We start from the raw sequence: 25,659 nt of genomic DNA on the forward strand, positions 1-25,659 counted from the left end.
CTGCCGCGGTGACGCCCGCCGCCGAACCCGCCGCCGTCGAGCCTGCCGCAGACGCGGCAACCGCTCCCGCTGCCACGCCTGCTCCGGCGCCGGCGCCGGCCCAACCCAGCGCGCTGGCCATGACCATCCCGACACCACAGCCGACGCCATCGAGCGGCGGCGGCCTGCTGCAAACCTCGCTGGCGTTGCTGTTCGTGATTGGCCTGATGCTGGGCCTGGCCTGGCTGACCAAACGCTTCGGCCCGAAAAACTTCGGCGGCGGCAACAGCAACGTCAAGCTGGTCGGCTCGCTGAGCGTGGGCGCGCGCGAGCGCATCCTGGTGGTCGAAGTGGGCGAACAATGGATCGTGGTCGGCGCCTCGCCCGGCCGCATGAACGCGCTGGCCACCATGCCGCGCCAGGCAAGCAGCGAGCCAGCGGTGCAGACCACCGTCCACGGCGCCAACTTCGCTGACTGGATCAAACAAACCATCGACAAGCGCAATGGCAAATAAGCGCACCATCGCGCTGGCCGCGAAATGCCTGCTGCCGTTGGCGGCGCTGGCCTTGCCGTTGCTGGCCAACGCCGATTCCAGCATCGGCATCCCGGCCCTGACCTCGACCCCGGCGGCGGGCGGCGGCACCAACTACACGTTGCCGATCCAGACCATGCTGCTGATGACGGCGCTGGGCTTCATCCCGGCAGCGCTGTTGCTGATGACCAGCTTCACCCGCATCATCATCGTGCTGTCACTGCTGCGCCAGGCGCTGGGCACGCAGTCGGCGCCGCCGAACCAGGTGATGGTCGGACTGGCATTGTTCCTGACCCTGTTCGTGATGGGACCGACCTTCGACAAAATCTACACCGAAGCCTATCTGCCGCTGCAGGAAAACCGGCTCAACATGAGCCAGGCACTGGACAAGGGCGCCGCGCCGTTAAAAACCTTCATGCTGAAACAGACCCGCCAGGCCGACCTGGCGCTGTTCGTCAAGCTGTCGCGCGGGCCGGCGCTGCAGGGGCCGGAAGACGTGCCGCTGCGCATCCTGGTGCCGGCGTTTGTCACCAGCGAGCTGAAAACCGCGTTCCAGATCGGCTTTGCCATCTTCATTCCATTTCTGATTATCGACATGGTGGTCGCCTCTGTACTTATGTCGATGGGCATGATGATGATGTCGCCGGCGGTGATTTCGCTGCCGTTCAAGCTGATGCTGTTCGTGCTGGTGGATGGCTGGCAACTGCTGCTGGGCTCACTCGCCCAGAGCTTTTACTAGGAGGCCGCAATGACACCGGAAAGCGTGATGACCATGGGCCAGCATGCGATGGAGATCACCCTGATGATCGCCGCGCCGATGCTGCTGGTGGCGCTGATCATCGGCCTGGTGGTCAGCATCTTCCAGGCCGCCACCCAGATCAACGAGCAAACGCTGTCCTTCATCCCCAAGCTGGTCGGCATTTTCGTCGCGCTGGTGGTGGCCGGACCGTGGATGCTGGCCACCATGCTGGATTATATGCGCGAGATTTTCAACGGCATCCCGATGCTGGTGGGATAGCAATTTAACAATATGTAACATTTTCCAATTAGCAAAATGTTTCGTCTAGAATACGAAAAAGATGCCAAACGGAAATGTAACAAGCCCTTATGCTGACCGTTTCCGCTGCCGATATTAATCTCTGGATCGCGAGCCTGATGTGGCCGCTTTCGCGCATCCTGGCGCTGATTTCCGCCTCGCCGCTGTTTGGCAACAGCGCGGTGCCAGCCACCGTCAAGGTCAGCCTGGGGGTGGCGCTGGCGGTGATCGTGGCGCCGGCGGTGCCGGCCTGGCCGGCGGTGGACCCGATGTCGTATGCGGGCTTGCTGATTGTGTTGCAGGAAATGTTGATCGGGCTGGCCATGGGCTTCAGCATCCGCCTGATCTTCGCGGCGGTGGAAATGGCGGGCGAGATTTCCAGTATGACCATGGGCCTGGGCTTTGCGACCTTTTTCGATCCCAACACCCAGGGCCGCACCTCGGCCATCAGCCAGTTCCTGTCGCTGGTGGCCACCATGTTGTTTTTGTCGGTGAACGCCCATCTGGTGCTGCTGTCGGCGCTGGTGGAAAGTTTCTCGACCTTGCCGGTGTCCAGCATCCCGGTCTACGGCGGCGGCTTCAAGCAGCTGGCCGACTGGGGCGGACGGATTTTCAGCACCGGCGTGCAGTTGTCGCTGCCCATCGTGGCCGCCTTATTGATTACCAACGTGGCGCTGGGCATTTTGACGCGCGCCGCGCCGCAATTGAATTTGTTTGGTATCGGTTTTCCGATCACGCTGGGCGTCGGCCTGCTGGTGATCGCCATGACGCTGCCCTACCTCGGGACGCCGATACAAAACCTGTTTTTGGATGGGATAGAACGCGCACGGCTGATGCCGCGCACTTGGTCGCAGCGACCGGAAGTAGCGCAACCGGCAAAATTGTCGGTTCGACCTCCCGCGCTGCAACCTATGGCGGAATAACCTCATCTAGTTGATTTCTGGTTTCCATGAGGCAATTTGCCACGTATCATTGGAAGCTGCTTTGGAGACCCTGTAATGACGACGCAAATTCCTTCCTACGGTTCCGACGATATCGCTCTGCTGAACACGCTGCAAATCTCGGTGCTGACCACGGAAGACATCCAGGCACTGAGCTCCGATCAACTGGGCTGGTTCACCACCAATCAAATCCATGCGCTGACCACGCGCAGCATGGCTTATCTGACCGCCTACGGCGCCCTCGGCATCACCACCGACGGCATCCAGGCGCTGAGCACCAACCAGCTGATCGCCCTCAGCAGCGCTGGCCTGACCGGCCTGACGACCGACCAGATCGTCGCGCTGACCTCGGTGGAAACCGCCGCCCTGACCACCGGTCAGCTCAACACCTTGCTGCCCACCCAGCTGGCCGCGCTGGAAACGGTCGATGTGCGCGCGCTCAAGACCCAGCAGATCAACAGCATCAGCTCCAACCAGATTTACAACCTGACCACCGACCAGATCGCCGCGCTCAGCACCGCCCAGCTGCAGGCGATCAGCACCAGCGCCGTCACCACGCTGGCCTCGGACCAGGTGGCAGCGCTGAACTCGACCAGCCTGCAAGCGCTGAGCTCGCAACAACTGAACACCCTCAACGCCGGCCAGATCAGCACCGTCACCACCGACCAGATCGCCTGGCTCAGCACCCTGCAGGTGGCCGTGCTGTCAACCGCCTGGCTGCAAGCGCTGTCCAGCGACCAGTTCGGCGCGATTGAAACCCGCGACCTCGTCGGCCTCAGCAGCAAGCAGGTGCGCGCGCTGACCGCCGCCCAGTTGCAGGGCATGAGCACCGATCAGGCGCACGCGCTGCGCAGCAATGAAATCGCCGCGCTCAGCGCCGACCAGATCACCGTGCTGAGCACCGACCAGGTGGTGGCCCTGAGCAGCCTGACGACGCTGACCTCGGCCCAGATCACCGGCCTCACCACCGACCAGATCACCTCGCTGCGCACCCAGACCATCGCCGCCCTCAGCAGCGCCCAGCTGGCCGCGCTGAACGGCGACCAGATCGTGGCCCTGAACACCGACCAGGTGGTGGCCTTCAGCAGCGCCCAGGTGGCGGCGCTGACCACGCGCATGGTCAGCGCCCTGACCACCGACCAGGTGCACGCGATTGAAACCCGCGACATTCCCGCCCTGACCACCGCTCAGTTGCGCACCCTCAGCAGCGACCAGTTGCTGGCGCTCGGCCTCAGCCAGGTGGCCGCGCTCAGCACCGCCGTGCTGTCGGCGCTGCGCCCGGACCAGCTGGCGGTGCTGACGACCGACCAGATCTCGGCGCTGAAATCGCTGCTGCCGCTGACCACCGCCCAAATCCAGGGCCTGACCACCGACCAGATCATCTCGCTCGACACCAAGGATCTGGTGCTGCTGACCAGCGCCCAGCTGGCCGCGCTGACCTACGACCAGGTGGTGGCGCTGACCACCGACCAGCTGACGCTGCTGACCACGGCCCAAGTCGCCAGCCTGACGACCACCATGCTGAGCGAGCTGACCACCGACCAGGTGCGCGGCATCGAAACGCGTGACATTCCGGCGCTCAGCAGCACCCAGCTGCGCACGCTGAGCACCGATCAGCTGGCGGCCCTCAACACCGCCCAGATCGCCGCACTGGCCAGCAATATGCTGCCGGCGCTGCGCGTCGACCAGATCGCCGCGCTCACCACCGACCAGGTCGCCGCACTGAAAAACCTGCTGCTGCTGAGCACGGCCCAGGTGCAGGCGCTGACCACCGACCAGATCATCTCGCTGGAAACCAAAGACCTGGTGGCGCTGACCAGCGCCCAGCTGGCCGCGCTGACCTACGATCAGGTGGTGGCGCTGACCACCGACCAGGTGGCGCAGCTGACCACCGCCCAGATCGCCGGCCTGAGCACCACCATGCTGGGCGAACTGACCACCGACCAGGTGCGCGGGATTGAAACGCGCGACATCCCGGCCCTCAGCAGCAGCCAGTTGCGCACGCTGAGCACCGATCAGATCGCGGCGCTGGGCACCGACCAGATCGCCGCGCTGGCCAGCAATATGCTGCCGGCGCTGCGCGTCGACCAGATCGCCGCGCTCAGCACCGACCAGGTGGTCGCGCTGAAAAACCTGCTGCTGCTGACCACCGCCCAGGTGCAGGCGCTGACCACCGACCAGATCATCTCGCTGGAAACCAAGGATCTGGTGGCGCTGACCAGCGCCCAGCTGGCGGCGCTGACGCCGGACCAGGTCGCCGCGCTGACCACCGACGAGGTGGTCGGGCTGACCACCTACCAGGTCAGCGCGCTGACCACCAGCGTGCTGTCCCAGCTCAGCACCGACCAGATCAAGGCGATTGAAACGCGCGACATCCGCGCCCTCAGCACCGCCCAGATCCAGGCGCTGACCACCGACCAGGTGGTGGGCCTGAGCACCGACCAGATCTACGCGCTGACCACCGCCGACGCCCAGGCGCTGAGCCCGGACCAGTTGATGGCGATGAGCACCGACCAGATCGTCGCCATCAAGACCCTGCTGGCGCTGACCACCGAGCAGATCTTCTGGCTCACCACCGACCAGATCGCCGCGCTGGAAACCTCCACCATCGCCATCCTCAGCAACAGCCAGCTGGCCTCGCTGAACGTCGACCAGGTGCACGCGCTGACCACCGACCAGCTGGTGGCGCTGAGCACCGCCCAGGTGGCCAGCCTGACCACCACCATGGTGAGCGAGCTGACCACCGACCAGATCAAGGCGATCGAAACCCGCGACATCGCGGTGCTGACCACCGCCCAGGGCCGCGCGCTGAGCACCGACCAGCTGGTGGCGCTGAACACCGACCAGATCGCGGTGCTGAGCACCACGGTCGAACAGGCGCTGGCGCCGGACCAGTTGGCGGCGCTGACCACCGACCAGATCGTTGCGCTGAAAACGCTGCTGCCGCTGACCACCGCGCAAATCGCCGCGCTGACCACCGACCAGCTGACCCACATCGAAACCAAGGATGTGGTGGCGTTGACCAGCACCCAGCTGGCGGCCCTGACCAGCGACCAGATCCAGTCGCTGACCAGCGACCAGATCGTCGAGCTGAGCGCAACCCAGTATGCCGACCTGACCACGGCCATGCTGAACACGCTGACCACCGACCAGGTGCGCGCGATTGAAACCCGCGACATCGCCGCCCTGCGCACCCAGCAGGTGGCGCGCCTTGGCACCGACCAGCTGATGTCGCTGCAAACCGACCAGTTCACCGCGCTCAGCAGCGCGGCCGTGGGCGCGCTCAGCACCGACCAGATCCAGGTGCTGACCAGCGACCAACTGAACGCCATGAGCACGCTGGCCGGCGTCTCCAGCCGCCAGCTGACCGCCTTCACCACCGCCCAGATCAGCAACCTGTCCACCCGCAACCTGGCCACGCTGGCCAGCAGCCAGCTTGGCATTCTGACCTCGGACCAGGTGCTGGCGCTGACCACCGACCAGATCGTCGCGCTGAGCGGCGGCCAGTTCCAGGGCTTGAGCTCGGCCGGCATCGCCGCCCTCAGCACCGACCAGGTACAAGCCATCGAGACCCGCGACATCGCGGTCCTCAACACCCAGCAAGTCAACAAGCTGAGCACCGACCAGGTGGTGGCGCTGAAGACCGACCAGGTGTATGCGCTGACCACCGCCGACGCGGTGGCGCTGACCACCGACCAGATCGCCGTGCTGAACAGCGCGCAGCTGGACGCGCTGCGCAGCCTCGCCGTGCTCAGCACGCAGCAAGTGCGCGCCCTCACCAGCGACCAGCTCGCCACCATCACCACCGCCGACCTGGTCTCGCTGACCACGCGCCAGTTGAACGCCTTCAGCAGCGACCAGTTGCTGACGCTGAACACCGACCAGATCATCGCCCTCAGCAGCGACCAGGTGGCCGCGCTCAGCACCAGCGCCATCGTCACCCTCAGCACCGACGCCATCGCCGCGATTGAAACCCGCGACGTGCGCGCCATGCGCACCGCACAGATCGCCGCGCTGACCACCGACCAGATCGTGGCGATGAGCACCGCCCAGCTGGCGGTGTTCACCACCGCCGAGATCCGCGCGCTGACCGTCGACCAGATCGCCGTGCTGAACAGCGCGCAACTGGCGGCGCTGCAGCTGACGCCGCTGGCCACCAAACAGATCACCGCCCTCACCAGCGACCAGATCGCGCAGATGAGCAGCAGCGACTTCGGCCTGCTGTCCACCGCCCAGATCGCCACGCTGAGCTCCGACCAGGCCCAGGCCATCACCAGCGACCAGATGGTGGCGCTCGGCACCAGCCAGTTGCGCGCGCTCAGCACCAGCGCCTTGAGCGCGCTGGGCACCGACCGCATCGCCGCCCTCAGCAACAGCGACCTGGCCTCGCTCAACACCCGCCAGATTGCGGTGCTGAGCAGCGACCAGTTGCTGGCCCTGAGCAGCGCGCAATTGCGCGCCCTGACCACGGCGGAAATCGCCGCGCTGACGCAATCGCAGTTGAGCACGCTGGACGACGCCCAGCTCGACGCCCTGCTGACCTTGAGCGCGCTGACCACGCGCCAACTGCAGGCGCTCAACACCGACCAGGTCTCGCACCTGAACCTGGCCGACCTGCGTTCGCTGACCAGCAAGCAAGTGGCCGCGCTCAGCACCGACCAGGTGGCGGCGCTGACCACCGACCAACTGGTCGGCATGTACACCTCGCAGGTGCGCGCGCTCAGCACCAGCACCATCAAGGCGCTGACCACCGACCAGATCGCCAGCCTGACCAATAACGAAATCACCAACCTGGCCACGCGCCAGGTGGCGGCGCTGACCACCGACCAGGTGGTGGCGCTGGGCACGCGCCAGATCGCGGCCATGACCACGCAGGAAGTGGCGGCGCTGACGGCGACCCAGAAATCGGTGCTGAGCAGCGACCAGATCGCCGCGCTGCCGTCGCTGGCCAGCTTCTCGACCGCCGCGATTGCCGCGCTGACCACCGAGCAGATCGCCTCGCTGTCGCTGACGCTGTTCGCCGGCCTCACCACCGCCCAGATCGCCGCGCTGACCTCCGACCAGGCCAGCGTGCTGACCACGGCGGAAATCGTCGCGCTCAGCACCGCCCAGGCGCGCGCGCTGACCATCAATCAGTTGGGCGCGCTCAGCACCGACCAGTTGCAGGCGATGGAACTGGTCGATCTGCAAGCGCTCAGCACCAAGCAAATCGTCGGCCTCACCACCGACCAGATCAGCAATCTGCAACTGAGCCAGGTCGCCGGCCTGAGCACGCAAATCATCGCCGCGCTGACCACCGCCCAGGTGCACGCGCTGACCACCGCCGAGCTCGCCGCGCTGAGCACGCTGGCGCCGCTGACCAGCAAGCAGATCGGTGCACTGACCACCGACCAGATCGCCAGCCTGGGCAGCGTCGCCACGCTGAAGACCAACCAGATCGCCGGCCTCACCAGCCTCCAGATCGGCTCGCTGACCACCAACCAGATCGTGGCGTTGACCACGGCCCAGGTGCGCAGCCTGAGCTCGGCCACCCTGGGCGCGCTCAGCACCGATCAGGTGGCCGCGATCGAGGATGTCGACATTGCCGCGCTGGCCAGCAACCAGATCGTCGCCCTGAATAGCGACCAGCTGGGCGCGCTGACCGCCAGCCAGTTCGCCGCCATCGGCAGCAAGATCCTGGCCGCGCTGACCACCAAGCAGGTGGCGGCGCTGACCACCGACCAGGTCGACAGCCTGGCCACGCTGGCCGCCTTCACCACCAGCCAGATCAAGGCGCTGACCACCGACCAGCTGAACCATCTGCTGCTGGCCCAGATCGGCACGCTGAAGACCAACCAGCTGAGCGTGCTGACCAGCACCCAGTTGCAGGCGCTGAGCTCGGATCAACTGATCGCGCTCAGCACCGCCCAGGTGCGCGGCCTCGGCACCGCCGCGCTGACCATGCTGACCACCGACCAGATCGCCGCGATCGAAGTGGTCGACATTGCCGCCCTGTCCACCGCCCAGGTGGCGGCGCTGCGCACCGAGCAGATCGCGGCGCTGACGGTGGCCCAGTTGTCCGCCTTCACCACGGCCGAAATCAGCGCCCTGACCACCAAGCAATTCGGCGTGCTGACCACCGACCAGTTTGCCGCGCTGGGCAGCCTGGCCAGCCTCGGCACCAAGCAAATCGCCGGCCTGTCGTCCGACCAGATCATCGCGTTGACGGTGAGCCAGGTGGCGGCGCTGAAGACCAACCAGTTGGCCGCGCTGAACAGCAAGCAGATCACCTACCTGACCAGCGACCAGATCATCGCGCTGACCACCGCCCAAGTGCGCTCGCTGTCGACCGCCGCCATTACCGCCCTCAGCAGCGACCAACTGGCGGTGCTGGAAGACGTCGACCTGCGCTCGCTCAGCAGCACCCAGATCGGCGCGCTGACCAGCGACCAGCTGGCGGCGCTGACCTTGAGCCAGTACGGCGTGCTGACCACGGCCGAAATCGCCGCGCTGACCACGCGTCAGATCGGCTACCTGAGCAATACCGAACTGGCCGCGCTGAACAGCATCACCGCGCTCACCACCAGGCAGGTGGCGGCGCTGACCACCGACCAGCTGCAAGGCATGTCGGACAGCATCTTCACCTCGCTGACCACCAGGCAGCTGGCGGCGCTGACCGCGGCCCAGGCCGCGGGCATTTCCAACAGCGAGCTGATCGCGCTGTCGACCGGCCAGGTGCGCTCACTGGCCACCACGCTGATCTCGCACCTCAGCACCGATCAGATCATCGCCATGGAGGTGGTGGACTTTGCCGCCCTCAACACCGCCCAGTTGCGCGCGCTGACCACCGACCAGATGGTCGCGCTGCTGACCGAGCAGTTGCACGCGCTGAGCAGCGCCAGCATCAACGCCTTCAGCCAGACCCAGATCGGCGCGCTCAGCGATGCCCAGCTGATGGCGCTGGGCGATCTGTCGAGCTACACCACGCAACAGATCGCCGCGCTGTCGACCGATCGCATCGTCTCGCTGACCGCCAGCGACATCGATTCGCTCAGCACCAAGCAGGTCGCCGCGCTGACGTCGATTCAAACCGCGGTGCTGGACGCCACCCAGCTGGCCGAACTGAGCGCCGCGCAGGTGGGCGCGCTCAACACCAAGGCGCTGGCCGGCCTCAGCGTGTCGCAAATCCCGAGCATTGACGCCGGCGACTTCGCGGCGCTGAAATCGGCCCAGGTGGCATCGCTCAGCAGCGACCAGTTGCAGGCCATCACCTCCGACCAGTTCGCCTACCTGACGACCCAGGCCGTCGCCGGCCTCAAGGCCAGCCAGATCACGGTGCTAAGCGGCGACCAGTTGAACGCCTTGACCACCATCAGCGCGCTGAGCACGGCGCAAATCCGCGCCCTGACCTCGGACCAGTTGCCGACGCTGTCGCAGGCCCAGATCGCCGCGCTGAAAACCAGCCAGATCGCCGCCCTCAGCAACACCCAGACGCCGTTCCTGACCACCGACCAGATCATCGCGCTGGAAACCGGCGACTTGCTGGCCATGAACACCAAGGCGCTGCAGGCGCTGGACGCCAACCAGATCGGCGCCATCGAGGCGGAAGACCTGGCGGCGCTGAAATCGGCGCAGATCGCCGCGCTGACCACCGACCAGTTCACCTGGCTGACCAGCGACCAGATCGGCTACCTGAGCACCGCCGCCGTGGCCGGCCTGACGGTCAGCCAGGTGCACATCCTTAGCCCCGACCAGGTGACCGCGATGACCGGCGCCCAGTTGCGCGCGCTCAGCACCAAGGCCATCGCCGCGCTCGACCTGACCCAGTTTGCCGCGATAGACGCGGCCGACATGGCGTCGCTGACCACCGCGCAAATCATCGCGCTGGGCACGGCCGACATGACCGTCATCAGCGACGACCAGTTGCTGTCGCTGAGCACCGCCCAGGTCAAGGCCCTGACCACCGCCCAGACCGCCGCGCTGAGCTCGGACCAACTGGCGCTGATTTCGATCGGCGCCCTGAGCACCAAACAGTTCTCCGGCCTCGGCACCGCCACCATCGCCGCGCTGAATGACACCCAGCTGAACTCGCTGACCACGGCCCAGTTGGCAGCGCTGACCACCAAACAAATGGCGGCGCTGAACACCCACCAGATCCAGGTGCTGAGCGTGGCGCAATGGCGCGCCATCAGCACCGCCGACATCCGGGTGCTGAGCAGCGACCAACTGGCGGCGCTGGAAGACGAAGACCTGGCCGGCCTGAAAACCAATCAGTTCGCCGCGCTGAGCACGACGCAGATCCAGCTGCTGAGCGTGGACCAGATGGGCCAGCTCACCACGGCCGAAATCGCCGCGATGTCGGCGGCCCAAATCAAGGTGCTCAGCACCGCCCAACTGGGCGGCCTGTCCTCGCTGATGCCGCTGACCTCGACGCAGTTCGCCGCGCTGACCAGCGACCAGTTGCAATCGCTGGACGCCGCCCACATCGCCTCGCTGTCGACGGGACAAACCGCATCGCTGACCAAGGTTCAAGTCGCTAGCCTGAGCACCGACCAGGTGCAGGCGCTGACCACGGCCCAGGTACGTTCGCTGACCGCGGCCGGTCTGAGCGGCCTCAGCACCGACCAGATGGCGAATATGGAACAGCAGGACGTGCAGGCGCTGTCCAGCGCCCAGGTGGCCGTGCTCAGTACGGCGCAGGTGACGGCCTTGTCGGCCGACACCCTGTCCGGCCTGAAAACCGCGCAGCTGCTGGGCCTGACCGCCGGCGACATCAAGGCGCTCAGCACCGACCAGCTGAACGCGCTGTCGACGCTGGGCTCGCTGACCGACACCCAGGTGGCGGCGCTGACCACCGACCAACTGGCCGCGCTGGACGACGACAGCTTCCGCTCGCTGGGCTCGGCGCAGATGGCCGACCTGAAAAACACCCAGGTGGCGGCGCTGTCGACCGACCAGTTGGCCAACCTCAGCACCAAGCAGATCAGCGGCCTGACGGTCAGCTATCTGACCACCGACCAGATCTCGCAGCTGAGCCTGACCTCGGTGGCTGGCATCACGGCGACCCAGATCGCCACGCTGAAGACCGCGCAGCTGATTTCGCTGACGGCGTCGCAGCTCGGCGCGCTGTCCAGCAAAACCCTGGCCTCGCTGACCGCGACCCAGATCAAGGCGCTGACCACCGACCAGCTGTCCGGCATGAGCACGCTGAAGTCGTTCAGCACCGCGCAAATCCCGTACCTGACCTCGGACCAGGTGAGCTCGCTGGGCGACACCCTGTTCGACACGCTGACCACCAAACAGCTGAGCCAGCTTGGCACGCTGCAAATCCTCGGCCTGACCACGGCCGAGATCGACACCCTCAGCAGCGCCGACATCGGCGCGTTGTCGGCCACCGCCATCAACGCCCTGAACTCCGACCAGGTCGCCGAGCTGGACTCGGCCGACATTGTCGCGCTGAAGACCGCGCAAGTGAGCGCGCTGAAAGCCACGCTGGTGCAATTGCTGAGCAGCACCCAGGTGGCCTCGTTCACCACCGCGCAAATCAAATCGATGACCGCGACCCAGCTGAAGGCCCTGAGCACCGACCAGCTGTCCGCGCTGAGCATGACGCAGACCACCGCGCTGCTGGCCAACACCGCCAAATCGTCGATGTCCACCGACCAGCTGGCCGTGCTGACCGCCAGCCCGCTGATCCTCGACCTCGACGGCAACGGCATCTCGACGCTGAACATCAGCGCCGGGGTCCAGTTCGACATTCGCGGCGATGGCACCACCGTGCAGACCGGCTGGGTCGGCTCGGGCGATGGCTTGCTGGTCCTGGACCGCAATGGTGACGGCCTCATCAACGACGGCACCGAACTGTTCGGCACCGGCACCAACAGCAGCGACGGCAGCAAGGCCGCCAACGGCTTCGCCGCCCTGTCCGAGCTGGACACCAACGGCGACGGCATCATCGACAGCAACGACGCCCAGTTTGGCGATCTGCGGGTGTGGGTGGACGCCAACGCTGACGGCGTCAGCCAGGCCGACGAGCTGAAGACCCTGGCCTCGCTGAACATCGCCAGCCTGTCGCTGACATCGCAGAGCTCGACCGAGTTCGACAACGGCAACTGGGTCGGCCTGACCTCCAGCTACACCAGCACCGACGGCAGCACGCACGCGCTGGCCGACGTCTGGTTCCAGGCCAACCACAGCGCCACCACGTCGACCAGCACGCTATCGCAGGCGATCAGCAGCTACACCACCTCGACCAGCAGCGACAGTAGTGGCAGCGGCCAGTTGAGCGACACCACGTCCACCCCGACGAGCAGCCTCAACAACAACGTCGCCGCGCTGGCCGAGCAGCTACAGCAGTACAAAGCCAGCGCCGCGCTGAGTGGCACGTCGACATCGCAGCATGACGACTGGCTACGCAAGCAAGCCAGCACCAGCCACGGCATCCTGGCCGCGACCAAGTAGCCGAACCCCAAACAGCCAGCGTCAAGCTGGCTGTTTTACTTTGGTGGCGTGATAAAGCGAGGATTTTGCAAGTGAACAAAATGCTATGCTTGCCCGATTCGACTTTTATAAAAGGGAGAGCCTGGTGCCCGTAGTGAACCTGATCATGCTCTGGGTCTTCGCCTTCAGTGCCTGGCCGCGCGAGCGCACATAACTAGCCTACCCAATGCACATACAACCACAGCCCGCTCGATTTCATGCAGAAACCACCATCGAGGGTCTCAGAGTCGTCATCCCCGCCAGTCGAAATTGGTTCATCATGCTGTTTTTGGTAGCGTGGCTGGGCGGCTGGACCATCGGCGAGACCAATGTAGCCGGTCAGTTACTCAACCCAGGGGACAAGACCCCATCCGGCTTTCTTCTCTTCTGGCTAGCCGGCTGGACCCTCGGCGGTCTTTTCGCCGTTGGCACCGTGCTCTGGCAGTTGGCGGGCCGCGAAATACTCATCGCCAATTCCTTAGCGCTCACACACCGGTTTGAAGTCTTCGGCGTCGGTGTCAGCCGCTCCTATGGCGCATCCGATATCAAACACCTGCGCACCACCGAATACTCGCCGCCGCCAACGATGAACCAGCGCGCAATGCTGCCGCCGTTCTTCGGCTCCGGCCACGGCCCCATCGCATTTGATTACGGGGCCAGGACCATCCGCATTGGTTCATCGTTAGAAGAGGCCGAGGCCAAATCGCTGCTCAACAGCCTGGTAGCACATCTGCCGCGTCAACTGTGAATCGTGTCCCCAGGAGTGGTCATGACTGCCGAAGAAATCCTCGAAAAACTGAAGCTACTTGGGCAGGATGGTTACAAAAGAACACTGCTGAATCACGGCGTTGTGGAGCCTGTGTTCGGTGTCAAAATCGAAGAGCTGAAAAAAATCCAGAAGGTGGTTAAGCGGAATTATCAGCTTGCGCTGGATTTGTACGAGACCGGAGTCTACGACGCCATGTATCTGGCAGGCCTGGTGGCGGACGACAAGGCTATGACGAAGCCCGACCTGCAGCACTGGGTAAGCCATGCGAAGTCAGAGCCCATTAGTTTGTACACCGTGCCGTGGGTCGCGGCGCAGGGATTGCACGGTTGGGAATTGGGACTGGAGTGGATCGAATCACCGCAACCGAGCGTGGCGGTATCGGGCTGGGCGACCCTGAGCGGCCTGGTGGCGCTGACCGACGACGAAAACCTGGACATCGATGCCTTACGTAGCTTGTTGCTGCGCATACCAGCGCTCCTCCCGCAGCAGCCCAGGCAAGTGAGTTCTGCGATGAATAGCTTCGTCATTGCGATCGGTAGCTATGTATCCGCTTTAACCCAGCCAGCGCTGGACATGAACGAGCAGACCGAGCTACTGACGAAGGCTTCTGATGCCATACGCAAGATAGAACAGCGCGGCGGGATAGGTAAGAAACGCAAAACAATCAAGTGCTGAACTGAGCGGACGTCAGTGCGCCACCACCAGCTTGGCGACGACTTCGTTGCTGAAGGTGTAGCCATTGCTGACGAGTAGCGCGTAACTGGCTGGCCCGGTGCGCATCAGGCTATACGGCCACAAGCCCGGCACTTTCAGCGCCCCCGGTAGCGTATGAACGTCGGCAACGACGCTGTCTACCCCCGCTGGCGTGGTGCGGATGATGGTGCCGCTTGCGCCGTCGACGCGGTAAGTGTTGCCATTCAGATCGGCGTTGATAGAGGTTGGCAGCGCACTGACGGTGCTGACGTCCGCCGCTGCAGTGATTTTGCGCACCACGGTGTCGTTCTTGTCGTAGACGTACAGGCTTTCGTCGCTGTCGAAGCCGATGACCTTGGGCGACAGGAAGCGGGCGCTGGCGCCGTTGCCGTCTTTCAGGTCGGCCGTGTGATTACCCTCCGCGCCAGCCAGCAACGTCATCGTGCCCTGCGGCGAGATCTTGTACACAGCAATCGTATCTGAGCTGCTGACGCCGGCCGTGGCAGGGGCAAAGTAGGTGGCCGTGTACAGGTTGCCGCCGCGGTCGGCGGCCAGGCCAGACGGCAGGTAGATTTTCTTCAGGTTGCCGACGGTGTCGGCGGCGCCGAACCAAGTACTGTCGGTGCAGGAGGCCAATGTGCTGACGATGCCTGCGGCGCTGATTTTGCGCAGCGTCACGCCAATCAGGATCGGGGAGCTTATGCGGCAGCTACCAGCCACGTACAGATTACCGGCCGGATCGGCGGTCAATGACAATGACTCGCGGAAGCGCGCCGATGCGACTGGACCATCGGTTGCCTGTTCGAGCGTTTCGGTGTCGAGCCGGCCGCTGACGAGGGTGAGGCCGGGCGCGCCGGGATCGGGGAACACGGTCAGCACCAGCGATTTGCTGACGCCGCCCGCGCTGACGTTGACGGTGACATCGGTATTGGCGGTGACCGTGGCCGGTGGCGTGTAATTGACACTCGCGCCGCTGCTGGCCGACAGGGTGCCGACGTTGCCTGCGCCCAGCGTCCAGGTGATGGCGCTGTTGTCGCTGGCGCCGGCGCTCAGCGGCAAAGCTTTGCCGCCCGCCAGCGTTTGATTGGCGGCGGCTGTGAGTGTCACGCTTGGCGGGAGAGGAGCGGAGGCGCTGCCGCCACCGCTGCTGTTACCTCCCGCGCTACTTCCGCTACCACCACAGGCGCTCAGCAGCCCAGCCACCACCAGCGCGGTGGCGCGCAGTTGGCATTGCATCGAATATGGTTTCATCTTGCCACCATGATTATTAAATTAGCAAGCCATATTAAATCACAAAAAAACAATATCGTGATGAAAATACAATAAGGGTGGGTAAAACCTGCTATTAGCGCTGAGTTGACGTTGTTTGACATCCCCCGCCGATGTGTATACGGTTTTGCGTACTGTTAACGATTGCCGGCATCCATGGCCACCGCTCCTTACGCTCAGAAGCCCCTCACCCCGTACCGCCGCGCGCTGGCGCGCTTCTCGCTCTCTGAAATGGCCAAGTATGCCAAGCTCACGCTAGGCATGTGGCTGGCTTTCGGAATTCCGTATTCGCTCGGCTACCCCGATGCCGCAGTCGCGCTGGCGGGCTCGACCATGCTGACGCTGGCGCTTGGCAGTTCCATCTCCGCCGCACGCGGCTATTTCCATAAACGGGTGATGTCGAATCTGGTGGCAATGCCAGTCGGTACCCTGCTGATCTGGCTGACCGCGCCGCATCTGTGGCTGGGCGTGATCCTGCTGCCGCTGGTGATCTTTGCGATCGTGCGCATCAAGCCCTCGGTATTCCAGATGACCAGCATCACCGTGCCGATGACGCTGGTGCTGTACACCGGCGAGCATATTTCATTGTTGGAGCAGCGGCTGGTCGCGGTGGTGCTGGGCATGCGGTTCGGCTTCATTTTGCAGCAGCTTGTGTTCCCGCCGGATCATGGCTTTTGGGCCAACACGCTGCTCAACGACGGCAACGATCAAGCCTCGGCGACGCTGGCCGACGTCGCCTCTGGCGCGACCGATCCCGCCAGTCTGAAAAAGGCGGCGGCGACGCTGCGCCAGACCAGCGGCAACCTGAAACAAGCGCATGATCTGCTGAAATCGGATCTGGAACAGTCGTGGGTATCGGCGCATCTGGAGCGCAATCGGGATCGCCTGCCGCTGTTTCTGTGCTATCACGAGCTGTTTGATTCCATCGTCGGTTTTCTGGAAACGCTGGATGGCTTCAACGCCCAATTTACGGCGCTGGAGGCGCAATGGAAGCACACCTATCAGCACAGCCTGGCGCGGCTGGTCGAAGTGCATCGGCAACTCGCCGCACAAGCCGATCTGCGGACGGACAGCCCTCGCCTGCCCACGACGCCGCTGGCGCTCGCCGAGTTGCACGCGCTGGTGGACGCCCTGCCCGCGCAAGGTGTCTACATGAGCGTCTATCTCGGCCATCTGAGCGGTTACGGCATCTTGCTGAACCGCCTCAGCGATATGCACACCGAACATCTGCGGGCGCTAAGCAATTAGCTGATGTCCTTAAACAAAAAGACCTCGCCGGAGCGAGGTCTGTTGTGTACGGCCCAGAAGAAATCAGGCTTGTTTCCGACGACGAGCGAGGAAGCCCAGCAGCCCCAGGCCAACCATCATCATGCCGTAGGTCTCCGGCTCCGGGACCGGCGCGGTTAAGGTGGCCTGGAACGCCAGGTCGCTATTGGTGACATACCACTGCGTGCTGTCCCACACCTGGGTGGTCAATGCGCCCACATTATCGCCATTGTTAAAGAACACCAGGTTGCCGCCACTAATCGTGTCGCCAGTGTAGCCCCAGCTAGTGGTGCCGCCGAAGCCAGACTGCAAGCCAGAGGTACTGAAGAACACCACATACTTGGTATTCGCATTCAGTTGAAGATTGCCCGTGTTGGTGTCGACTTGCTGAAAGCCGCTGCCACCAACATTGGCACTCTCGACGCCGCTAGTCCACACGATGTTGGATGCCTTGCTGCCATCCCATTCGGCGACGTATGCCTTGTACTCGACATTGACGCTGCCCAGGTAGAAACTGAATGAGTTCAGCACGGTATCAACGGCCCCCGTGGTGAAGGTCTGTCCATAGGTTGCCGTGTTCGCCACACCCCACGGTGATATGGAGTAGCTGCCATCCCAAGCTGGCGTATTCGTTAGCGTCGTATCCGCATAAGCGGCACCGGTCAATGCCAATCCAGCCAGCAGCGCGATCAAATTCTTTTTCATTTTCATGCTCAAATTCCTTTTCATTCTATTAATTGTGGTGAGGAACGGGCTTGGTATAACCTGTGTGTACCCTGGCACACAGGCACAACCTCGAGCGATTCTTGATCACGATGTTGTCAATATAAGAATATACATGAAAATGAGACAATAATTATTCGTTTTATCACATAAACAACAAATATAATAAACTAGCTTCATGGCTTGCGGCCTGGCATAAAAACGGAAGATTGCAAAACAAACAAAAACGGCAGCTCGAAAGCTGCCGTTTTTGTTTCTGAGCAAGAGCGGTTTAGCTGATGTAGTTGAACAGCGACAGGCTGGACATGGTGGTGAAGGTCTTCTGCGCCGCCGTCAGCGTGGTCTGCTGCTGGGTGAACAGCGAAATCGCGGAGGTATAGTCGACGTCCTGCAGATTCGACAGCGTGGTCGAGTATTGCAAGCCCAGGTCGTCGCCGGCGCTGTCCAGATAATCCAGCTCCTTCATGCGCGAGCCGACTTCGGCCTGCACCGACAGCACGTTTTCCGAGGCGTTGTCGATGTTGACCTGCAGCTGGTTCAGCAAGTTGTTCAGGCGCGCCTGGCCGGAGTCGCCGCTGCCGGTCTGATTCAGCGCGTCGATGAAGCCCTGCACCGTGGTGAAGATCGATTGCTTGGTCGATGGCTGCACGTTGAAGCTGTCGCCATCCGCCGGCGCGCCCTGGATGTCAAACTGGACGCCGTCAAAGGTGATGTTCTGGCCGCTGACATAGGGCTGCGGGTCGGTGGTGACCGGCTGACCGGTGGTGTTATCGGTCACGGTGTAGGTGGTCTGGGCCGGGGTGCCGGAACTGGCGGGCACCACCTGGAACGCGATCGAGTAGTTGTGGCCGGTCAGCTGGGTCGCGTCCTTGACCGAACCGACACTGATGATGCCGCTGCCGCCACGGTCGAAATTGCCGGCATCGGCGGTGGTGACAAAAGTGCCGTTGCCGGTGGCGTTGTTCTCAAACACCGAGGAACCGGAATCGGTGATCGGCACGGTGCGGGTCGAGCCGACCTGCAGCGAGCGCTGACCCTGGTCGCCCTGGTAGTCGGCACCGGAGGCGGTTTTGGTGAACGGCAAGGTGGTCGATTTGTAGCCGGAGAATACATAGCCGCCGACGCCGTCAGCGGTGTTGGCGATGCCCATCAAATCGGCCAGGCGCCCTGACAGCTCGGTCGCCACCGATTGGCGATCGGCGTCGGTATAGGAACCGTTGCCGGCCTTGACCGCCAGATCCTTGATGTCCTGCAGCAGCGCGGTGGTGCTGGCCAGCGCCGTGGTTTCGATCGACAGCACGCCGTTGGCATTGGAACGGTTGGTGGCCAGCTGGGTGTTCAGCGATTGCGACTGCGTCACTTCCACCGCGCGCGCGGTGGCGATCGGATCGTCGGCCGCCGACAGGTTCTTTTTGCCGGTCGACAGCTGCTGCTGCGTCTTCGACATCGCCGCCTGCATCGAGCCGATCTGCGTGGTGCCAAGGTCGAAAATCGTTTTGGTGCTGATACGCATAACCATAGTGCTACCCTATTCCTTTAGCTGCTGAGACTGAGCAGCGTATCAAATAACGTGCCGGCCACCTGGATCACCTTGCCAGCGGCCTGGTAGGCTTGCTGGTAGCGCAGCAGGTTGGCCGCTTCTTCGTCCAGGTTGACGCCAGACACGCTCTGTTGGTTGTTGGTGGCCTGGGTCACGGCGGCGTCGGCGGCGGTGCTGCTGATCTGCGCCGCGCGCGCCTTGGTGCCGACCACGTTGACGATTTGTGCGTAGCTGGTCTGGAAAGTCGAGCTGCCGTTGTTCAGCACGTTCTTGGTTTGCAGACCGGCCAGCAAGGCGCCGTTGCGGCTGTCGCCGACGCCGCTGGTATTGGGGCCGACGGTGAAGGTGTCCTGGTCGGCCGGGGTGCCGCTGATGGCAAAGCTGACGCCACCAAAGCTGATGGTGGCGCCATCGGTGTACGGCACCGCCGTACCGGCCGGATATACGGTCGACGTGCCATCGGTACCGGTTACCGTCACATCCTGATTGGCCGGGAAGCCGGACAAAGTAGCGCTGGCCTTGTCGTAGCTGAGCGTGGTGGTCGAGGTGATCTGGTTGCCGGCGGTCAGGTAATTGGCATCGACGGTGCCGGCGCTGATGCTGGCGTTACCCACATTGGTGGTTGGCGCGGCGGTGGCGATCGGCGCCGCCAGCGCGATCTTGGAGGGATCGCTGATCGCCAGCGACAGCTGCTGCGCCGCGTAATACGTCGGCTTGACCAGGAAGCTGTCGTTGGTGGCCGCGTCACCACTGATGCTGTAGGACACGCCATCGATCACCTGCGCCTCGGTCTGCGGATACGGATCGATCTTGGTGACCTTGCCGTCGCTGAGGCGGGTGACGTTGAAATTGGTGCCGTCGTAATCGACGCTGTAATCGCTCGAGGTCAGCGCGCTGGCGTCGGTCACGGTGGCGCTGACGGTGGCGGTGCTGTTCAGCGAATTCTTGGTGCTGGGGCCGACGTAGGCGCTGATCGGGTTGAAGAAATTGGTCCCCGCATCGCCGTTCTGGTCCTGGCCCAGCACATGCTGGGCGTTGAACGCGGTGGCCAGGCCGGCGGCGATCTGGCCCAACGAGTTCTGCGCCGTGGTCAGCGCGTTGTCGCGGAAATCCACCAGGCCGCCCAGCTGGCCGCCGGTGAACACCGAGTCCGGCAGTTCGCTGAAGGCGCCGCTGGCGGTCTGATAGCCCAGCGTGACGTGGCCGGCGTCGGTGTCCGAGGTCGAGGTGGCCAGCTGATAGGAGGTGTTGCCCTGCACCAGCGGCTGGCCGGTGCCGAACGACACGTTCAGCATATTGTTGTCGCCCTGGGTGACATTGATCTTGACCAGCTTGTTCAGCTCGGTCAGCATCTGGTCGCGCTTGTCCAGCAGGTCGTTGGGCGCGGCGGTCTCGGTGGTCATGCCGGCGATGGTGTTGTTGATCGCGGCGATCTGCTGGGCGTAGGAATTGATTTCGCTGACGCTGGACTTGATCTGGCTGTTGACGCCGTCGCCGATTTCGGTCAGACGCGCGCTCATCGACTGGAAGCGCGACACCAGCGATTCCGCGTTCGACAGCATCGACTGGCGCGCGGCGGTCGAGGCCGGGCTGGCGGTGGCGTCCTGCACGCCATTGAAGAAATCCTGCAGCGCCGGCGACAGGCCGGCGCTGGTGTCGGACAGCAGGTTGTCGACCTGGCTGATCTGGGTGTTGTAAGTGTTCAGCGACGCCTGGTTCGACTCGGCATTGCGCAGCGAGGTGGCCAGGAAGTTATCGTAATAGCGGCGCACGGCGGAGATTTCCGTCCCCGTTCCCACATAGCCGAAGCCCTGGTACTGGGTGATGGAATCGCTCTGGATGGCTACCTGGCGGTTGTAGCCGGCCGTGTTGGCGTTGGTAATATTGTTGCTGGTGGTGGCCAAGCCAACCTGGGCTGACAGCAAACCGCTTTTACCGATACTAAGAAGACTCATAATAAATTCACTTTAAGTAGTGAGGTTTACGGCAGCAATCGCCGAAACTTGATCATCCCGCCAGCGAGCGCTTGATGATGCTGGCCAACTTGGTGGCGTAGTTGGGGTCGGTCGCATAGCCAGCCTTTTGCAAGCCCTGTGCAAAGCTGGTGGCGTCGCTGGCGTTGGCCAGGACTTTTTCATAACGAGGGTTGCTTGCCAGCAATTTCGCGTAATCCTTGAAGCTGTCGGCATAGCTGTCATAGGCGCGGAAGCGCTCGACCTTGGTCTGGGCCTTGCCGTTGACGTACTCGGTGGTGGTGGCCTCGACCACCTTGCCCTTCCAGTCGCTGCCGGCCTTGATGCCGAACAGGTTGTAGCTATTGGTGCCGTCGCGGCCCTTGATCTCGCGCTTGCCCCAGCCCGATTCCAGCGCGGCCTGGCCCAGCATGAACTTGGCCGGAATCCCGGTGACCTTGCTGGCCTCCTCGGCGTGCGCCGACAGTTTGTCCTGGAAGTTGCGCACGTGCGGCGCCTGCGAGCCCTTGCTGACGGTGCTGCCGTCGGCGGCGATGCCGGCGCTGCTGCTGGCGCCGCCGGCGGCGCTAATCGCGCGCTGCAGCTTGGCATCCATCAGGCTGGCGATGCCGTTGAAGCTGCCGCCGCTGCTGTCGCTGGCGGCACCGCCCTCGCCGCCCAGCGCCAGCGCTTGCGCGTCGGTCTTGGCGGCCAGCTGGCGCACCAGCATGTCGGCCAGGCCCATGCCCTTCTTGGCGAGGTTCTGGCTGGTCTGCTGGTCCAGCATGGTGGTGAACATCTTGGTCTGCTGGCTGTCCATCATGCCATCCTGCGGCGTGGCGTCGCGCATGGTTTTCAGCATCATGTTGACGAACATGGCTTCGAACTGGGTCGCCGCCGTTTTCAGCGCCTCCGGACTGCCGGCGCGGGCCGACTGCTTGAGGCTGCCCATATCACGCAAGTCCAGCGAGAACTTGCCGCTGAGGTCGTTGGTGGTGGTGGTCTGGCTGTTGGACATGATAGCCCCCGCTTAAATGATTTCCAGCTCGGCGCGCAGGGCGCCGGCCGCTTTCATTGCCTGCAGAATCGACAGCAAGTCCTGCGGCGTGGCGCCGATCGCGTTGAGCGCCTTGACCACCTCCGCCAGCGACGCGCCGCCCTTGACCAGCATCACCTTGCCGCTGTCCTGCTTGATGCCGACCTGCGGATTTTGCGTGACCACGGTGCGGCCGCCCGACAGCGCGTTCGGCTGGCTGACCTGGGTGTCGGCGTTGACCGATACTGACAGATTCCCATGAGAAATGGCGCACGTATCAAGCGTGACCGCGCGGTTCATCACCACCGAGCCGGTGCGCGCGTTCATGATGACCTTGGCCGACTGTTCGGCCGGATTGACTTGCATGTCCTGCAGCGTACCGATGAAGTTGACGCGCTGGTCGCTGCTGCTGGGCGCCTGCACCCGGATCACCCGGCTGTCCAGCGCGTAGGCGATGCCGGCGCCGTAGCGATCGTTGATGGCTTCCACCACCCGGCTGGCGGTGGCGAAGTCGGCACTGTTGAGTTCCAGCTTGATCATATTGCCTTCGCCCAACGTGGTCGGTACCGCGCGCTCGACAGTGGCGCCGCCGGCGATCTTGCCCACGCTGAGGTGGTTGACGGTCAGCGAGCTGCCGCCGCCACCGCCGCCACCGGCCTGAACGCCGACACCACCCACCAGCACATTGCCCTGGGCCATGCCGTACACCTGGCCATCGGCGCCTTTCAGCGGCGTCATCAACAGCGTGCCGCCGCGCAAGCTCTTGGCGTTACCCATCGACGACACCGTGATGTCCAACTGCTGGCCCGGCTGCGAAAATGGCGGCAGGGTCGCGGTCACCATCACGGCGGCGACGTTTTTCAGTTGCAGGCTGCTGGAGCTGGTCGGCAGGTTGACGCCCAGCTGTTGCAGCATCGAAATCACACTTTGCACGGTGAACGGGGTTTGCGTGGTCTGGTCGCCCGAACCGTCGAGGCCGACCACCAGGCCATAGCCCAGCAATTGGTTGTTACGCACGCCGCCGATGCTGGCCAGATCCTTGATGCGCTCGGCCTTGGCCGGCGTCGCCAGCACGGCGGCAACGGCAACGATGGCCGCCAGCAACAGCAGCTTGCAGACGCGCGCGGTGCGGTGGGCGCCGTCCAACATTGATTGAGTGGTATCCATGGCCGGCCTCAGAACGGTAACAGGCTTTGGAAGAAGCGCGACGCCATCGACGACAGCTCGGCGCGGTCGATCGAATTGGCGGTCCGGTATTCAACCCGGGCGTCGGCCACGGCGGTCGATTGCACCGTGTTGCCGGTGGCGATGCTGTCCGGATTGATCATGCCGGAAAAGCGGATGTACTCGGTGCCCTTGTTCATGCCGATCTGCTTCTCGCCGGCCACGATCAGGTTGCCATTGTTGAGCACCTCGACCACGGTGATGCCCATGGTGCCGGTGAAGGCGTTGCTGGCGGCCTGGGTGTCGCCATCGGAATAGGTGTTGGTGGTGCTGGCGGTCAGCGGATTGCCGAAGGTGCTGCTGAGCTTGCCAGGCAACTGGGCGCTGACGCTGCCGGCCTTGTTGCCGGTGGCGGTGCCGCTTTTGTTGGCCGAGGTTTTCTCGGTGATCACCAGGGTCAGGATATCGCCGACATGGCGTGCGCGGCGGTCTTCAAACACCGGCCGGAACGCGGCCGGCTGGTAGATGGCGCCGTTGTTGGCCGGCTGTTGCATTTGTTCGCTGGTCAGCGGCCGCGCGCTCATCGGGCCGCTGACGATGGAGCTGGGCACGGCGCCGCAGGCGCTCAACAGGAGCGCGGCGGCGGCGAGGGAGATGGCGTGTTTCATGATCATCCCCTTACATCTGCGACAGCTTTTGCAGCATCTGGTCGGAGGTGGTGATGGCCTTGGAATTGATTTCGTAGGCGCGCTGGGTCTGGATCATATTGACCATTTCCTCGACCACGTTGACGTTCGAGGTTTCCACATAGCCCTGCAAAATCACGCCGGTGCCGTTGGTGCCGGGCGTGTTGGTCTGCGGCGCGCCGGAGGCGGTGGTTTCCACGTACAGGTTTTCGCCCTTGGATTCCAGCCCGGTCGGGTTGATGAAGGTGGCCAGTTGCAGGCTGCCCAGCTGCTGGGTGGTGGTGGCGCCGTTGGTGCCGGCGATGTTGACTGAAACGGTACCATCGCGCGCCACCGTAATCGAATTGGCGGTGATAGGGATGGTGATCGCCGGCTGCAGCACATAGCCTTCCGAGGTCACCATCTGGCCGTTGCTGTCGCGCTGGAACGAGCCGTCGCGGGTGTAGGCGGTGGTGCCGTCCGGCAGCAGCACGGTGAAGAAGCCGGAACCGTTGACCATCAGGTCTTTGTCGTTGCCGGTCGACTGCGGGTTGCCCTGGGTGTGGATGCGCTCGACGGCGACCGGGCGTACGCCGGTGCCCAGTTGCAGGCCCGATGGCAGATTGGTCTGCTGCGACGATTGCGCGCCAGGCTGGCGGATGTTCTGGTACAGCAGGTCTTCAAACACCGCGCGTGACTTTTTGAAACCGTTGGTGCTGACGTTGGCCAGATTATTGGACGTGACGTCCATCTGCGTCTGCTGCGCTTCCATGCCGGTCTTGGCGATCCATAACGAACGTATCATGATGCTTCTCCCATTGCCTGGATGAGCATGTCATCCCATGAAGGCATTATGCGGGAGAGCGCGTCAACTCAAAGCGAGGATCTGGGTGGCTTTTGCGGCGTTATTCTCGGCGTTCTTCAGCAGGCTCATTTGCATCTCGAAGCTGCGCGCCAGGCTGATCATATCGACCATGGAATCGACCGGATTGACGTTGCTGCCCTCCAGCGCGCCATCGACCACGCGCACCGTGGCGTCGTTTTGGGCCGGCGTGCCGTCGGCCTGGCGGAACAGGCCATCATCGCCGCGCAACAGGGTCTTGGTGTCCGGATTGACCAGTTTCAGGCGGCCCAGCACGTTGGACGGGCCGGGCTGGTAAGTGTCGTTGATGACGCTGACCGTGCCATCGCTGGCGATGGTGATATTGGTGTCCGGCGGCACCGCGATCGGGCCGCCGTCGCCCACCACGGTCTGGCCGCTGGTGGTTTGCAGGATGCCGTTCTCGTTGATTTTCAGGCTGCCGTTGCGGGTATACGCCTCGGAACCGTCGGCCGACTGCACCGCCAGCATGCCCTGGTCGCGGATCGCGATGTCGAGCGCGCGGCCGGTGGTCTCGATCGGGCCGGAGCGGAAGTCCGAGCCGACCGTGGAATCGACCACGAAGGCGCGCGTCGGCAAGCCGTCCGACACCACCGGCACCGCGCGGAACGCGTCCAGCTGGGCGCGGAAGCCGGTGGTGGTGGCGTTGGCCAGGTTGTTCGACACGGTGGCCTGCTGCTCCATCGTGTGGCGCGCCCCGGTCATCGCGGTGTAGATCAGACGGTCCATGGCTTATCCCTTCATCCCCATAGCGA

General features: G+C 63.7%; 17 protein-coding genes. 8 read left to right on the forward strand and 9 right to left on the reverse strand.

Features of this window, described 5'->3' with window-relative positions:
• From fliO to GJ699_RS19060, 7 genes are all read left to right on the forward strand, one after another.
• Positions 1-494, forward strand: a 494-nt coding sequence (gene fliO / locus GJ699_RS19030; RefSeq protein ID WP_154379161.1) for a flagellar biosynthetic protein FliO, incomplete at its 5' end; no start/stop codon positions are given.
• A complete protein-coding gene (gene fliP, locus GJ699_RS19035; RefSeq protein WP_154379163.1) occupies positions 484-1,251 on the forward strand; it encodes a flagellar type III secretion system pore protein FliP in 768 nt (255 codons plus the stop codon). The genes fliO and fliP, both read left to right, overlap by 11 nt.
• A gap of 9 nt (positions 1,252-1,260) precedes the next feature.
• Complete coding sequence (gene fliQ, locus GJ699_RS19040; RefSeq protein ID WP_154379165.1) at positions 1,261-1,530, forward strand: flagellar biosynthesis protein FliQ; 270 nt, start codon at positions 1,261-1,263, stop codon at positions 1,528-1,530.
• Between the two features lie 89 nt (positions 1,531-1,619).
• A complete protein-coding gene (gene fliR, locus GJ699_RS19045) occupies positions 1,620-2,471 on the forward strand; it encodes a flagellar biosynthetic protein FliR (protein ID WP_154379167.1) in 852 nt (283 codons plus the stop codon).
• A gap of 75 nt (positions 2,472-2,546) precedes the next feature.
• On the forward strand, positions 2,547-12,929 hold the full coding sequence (locus tag GJ699_RS19050) for an SPM autocatalytic domain-containing protein (protein WP_154379169.1): 10,383 nt from the start codon (positions 2,547-2,549) through the stop codon (positions 12,927-12,929).
• 205 nt (positions 12,930-13,134) lie between these two features.
• Positions 13,135-13,695 carry a hypothetical protein gene (locus GJ699_RS19055; protein ID WP_154379172.1) on the forward strand — a complete coding sequence of 187 codons (561 nt, stop codon included), beginning with the start codon at positions 13,135-13,137 and terminating at the stop codon, positions 13,693-13,695.
• Positions 13,696-13,716: 21 nt separating this feature from the next.
• Positions 13,717-14,391, forward strand: a complete 675-nt coding sequence (locus GJ699_RS19060; protein WP_154379174.1) for a DNA alkylation repair protein — start codon at positions 13,717-13,719, stop codon at positions 14,389-14,391.
• Between the two features lie 12 nt (positions 14,392-14,403).
• On the opposite strand, the gene GJ699_RS19065 is transcribed toward GJ699_RS19060, so the two are convergent.
• Positions 14,404-15,660 carry an NHL repeat-containing protein gene (locus GJ699_RS19065; protein WP_154379176.1) on the reverse strand — a complete coding sequence of 419 codons (1,257 nt, stop codon included), beginning with the start codon at positions 15,658-15,660 and terminating at the stop codon, positions 14,404-14,406.
• Positions 15,661-15,834: 174 nt separating this feature from the next.
• Between GJ699_RS19065 and GJ699_RS19070 the strand changes: the two genes are divergently transcribed.
• Entirely contained in the window at positions 15,835-16,926 is a 1,092-nt protein-coding gene (locus GJ699_RS19070; protein WP_154379178.1) for an aromatic acid exporter family protein, read from the forward strand.
• Positions 16,927-16,989: 63 nt separating this feature from the next.
• On the opposite strand, the gene GJ699_RS34200 is transcribed toward GJ699_RS19070, so the two are convergent.
• The 8 genes from GJ699_RS34200 to flgF form a co-directional block, all read right to left on the reverse strand.
• Positions 16,990-17,655: a PEP-CTERM sorting domain-containing protein gene (locus GJ699_RS34200; RefSeq protein ID WP_195763589.1), complete on the reverse strand. Its 666-nt coding sequence runs from the start codon at positions 17,653-17,655 to the stop codon at positions 16,990-16,992.
• Between the two features lie 283 nt (positions 17,656-17,938).
• Entirely contained in the window at positions 17,939-19,186 is a 1,248-nt protein-coding gene (flgL, locus tag GJ699_RS19080; protein ID WP_154379180.1) for a flagellar hook-associated protein FlgL, read from the reverse strand.
• Between the two features lie 17 nt (positions 19,187-19,203).
• A complete protein-coding gene (flgK, locus tag GJ699_RS19085) occupies positions 19,204-21,162 on the reverse strand; it encodes a flagellar hook-associated protein FlgK (protein WP_154379182.1) in 1,959 nt (652 codons plus the stop codon).
• A 52-nt stretch (positions 21,163-21,214) separates the two neighbouring features.
• Positions 21,215-22,177 carry a flagellar assembly peptidoglycan hydrolase FlgJ gene (gene flgJ, locus GJ699_RS19090; RefSeq protein WP_154379184.1) on the reverse strand — a complete coding sequence of 321 codons (963 nt, stop codon included), beginning with the start codon at positions 22,175-22,177 and terminating at the stop codon, positions 21,215-21,217.
• Between the two features lie 12 nt (positions 22,178-22,189).
• Positions 22,190-23,362 carry a flagellar basal body P-ring protein FlgI gene (locus GJ699_RS19095; protein WP_308495525.1) on the reverse strand — a complete coding sequence of 391 codons (1,173 nt, stop codon included), beginning with the start codon at positions 23,360-23,362 and terminating at the stop codon, positions 22,190-22,192.
• Positions 23,363-23,370: 8 nt separating this feature from the next.
• The gene (locus tag GJ699_RS19100) at positions 23,371-24,027 is read right to left on the reverse strand and encodes a flagellar basal body L-ring protein FlgH (protein ID WP_154379186.1); all 657 of its coding nucleotides are present in this window, start codon (positions 24,025-24,027) and stop codon (positions 23,371-23,373) included.
• Positions 24,028-24,037: 10 nt separating this feature from the next.
• Positions 24,038-24,829: a flagellar basal-body rod protein FlgG gene (gene flgG / locus GJ699_RS19105; RefSeq protein WP_154379188.1), complete on the reverse strand. Its 792-nt coding sequence runs from the start codon at positions 24,827-24,829 to the stop codon at positions 24,038-24,040.
• 63 nt (positions 24,830-24,892) lie between these two features.
• Complete coding sequence (gene flgF / locus GJ699_RS19110) at positions 24,893-25,633, reverse strand: flagellar basal-body rod protein FlgF (RefSeq protein WP_154379190.1); 741 nt, start codon at positions 25,631-25,633, stop codon at positions 24,893-24,895.
• Positions 25,634-25,659: the final 26 nt, after the last annotated feature.

This window comes from Duganella guangzhouensis, from assembly GCF_009674535.1.
GTDB classification, from domain to species: domain Bacteria; phylum Pseudomonadota; class Gammaproteobacteria; order Burkholderiales; family Burkholderiaceae_D; genus Rugamonas; species Rugamonas guangzhouensis.

Excerpts from the sequence above, each read along its gene's own strand:
- fliP (WP_154379163.1), top strand. The coding sequence starts at position 484 with ATGGCAAATAAGCGCACCATCGCGCTGGCCGCGAAATGCCTGCTGCCG.
- fliQ (WP_154379165.1), top strand. The coding sequence starts at position 1,261 with ATGACACCGGAAAGCGTGATGACCATGGGCCAGCATGCGATGGAGATC.
- fliR (WP_154379167.1), top strand. The coding sequence starts at position 1,620 with ATGCTGACCGTTTCCGCTGCCGATATTAATCTCTGGATCGCGAGCCTG.
- GJ699_RS19050 (WP_154379169.1), top strand. The coding sequence starts at position 2,547 with ATGACGACGCAAATTCCTTCCTACGGTTCCGACGATATCGCTCTGCTG.
- GJ699_RS19055 (WP_154379172.1), top strand. The coding sequence starts at position 13,135 with ATGCACATACAACCACAGCCCGCTCGATTTCATGCAGAAACCACCATC.
- GJ699_RS19060 (WP_154379174.1), top strand. The coding sequence starts at position 13,717 with ATGACTGCCGAAGAAATCCTCGAAAAACTGAAGCTACTTGGGCAGGAT.
- GJ699_RS19065 (WP_154379176.1), bottom strand. The coding sequence starts at position 15,660 with ATGAAACCATATTCGATGCAATGCCAACTGCGCGCCACCGCGCTGGTG.
- GJ699_RS19070 (WP_154379178.1), top strand. The coding sequence starts at position 15,835 with ATGGCCACCGCTCCTTACGCTCAGAAGCCCCTCACCCCGTACCGCCGC.
- GJ699_RS34200 (WP_195763589.1), bottom strand. The coding sequence starts at position 17,655 with ATGAAAATGAAAAAGAATTTGATCGCGCTGCTGGCTGGATTGGCATTG.
- flgL (WP_154379180.1), bottom strand. The coding sequence starts at position 19,186 with ATGGTTATGCGTATCAGCACCAAAACGATTTTCGACCTTGGCACCACG.
- flgK (WP_154379182.1), bottom strand. The coding sequence starts at position 21,162 with ATGAGTCTTCTTAGTATCGGTAAAAGCGGTTTGCTGTCAGCCCAGGTT.
- flgJ (WP_154379184.1), bottom strand. The coding sequence starts at position 22,177 with ATGTCCAACAGCCAGACCACCACCACCAACGACCTCAGCGGCAAGTTC.
- GJ699_RS19095 (WP_308495525.1), bottom strand. The coding sequence starts at position 23,362 with ATGGATACCACTCAATCAATGTTGGACGGCGCCCACCGCACCGCGCGC.
- GJ699_RS19100 (WP_154379186.1), bottom strand. The coding sequence starts at position 24,027 with ATGAAACACGCCATCTCCCTCGCCGCCGCCGCGCTCCTGTTGAGCGCC.
- flgG (WP_154379188.1), bottom strand. The coding sequence starts at position 24,829 with ATGATACGTTCGTTATGGATCGCCAAGACCGGCATGGAAGCGCAGCAG.
- flgF (WP_154379190.1), bottom strand. The coding sequence starts at position 25,633 with ATGGACCGTCTGATCTACACCGCGATGACCGGGGCGCGCCACACGATG.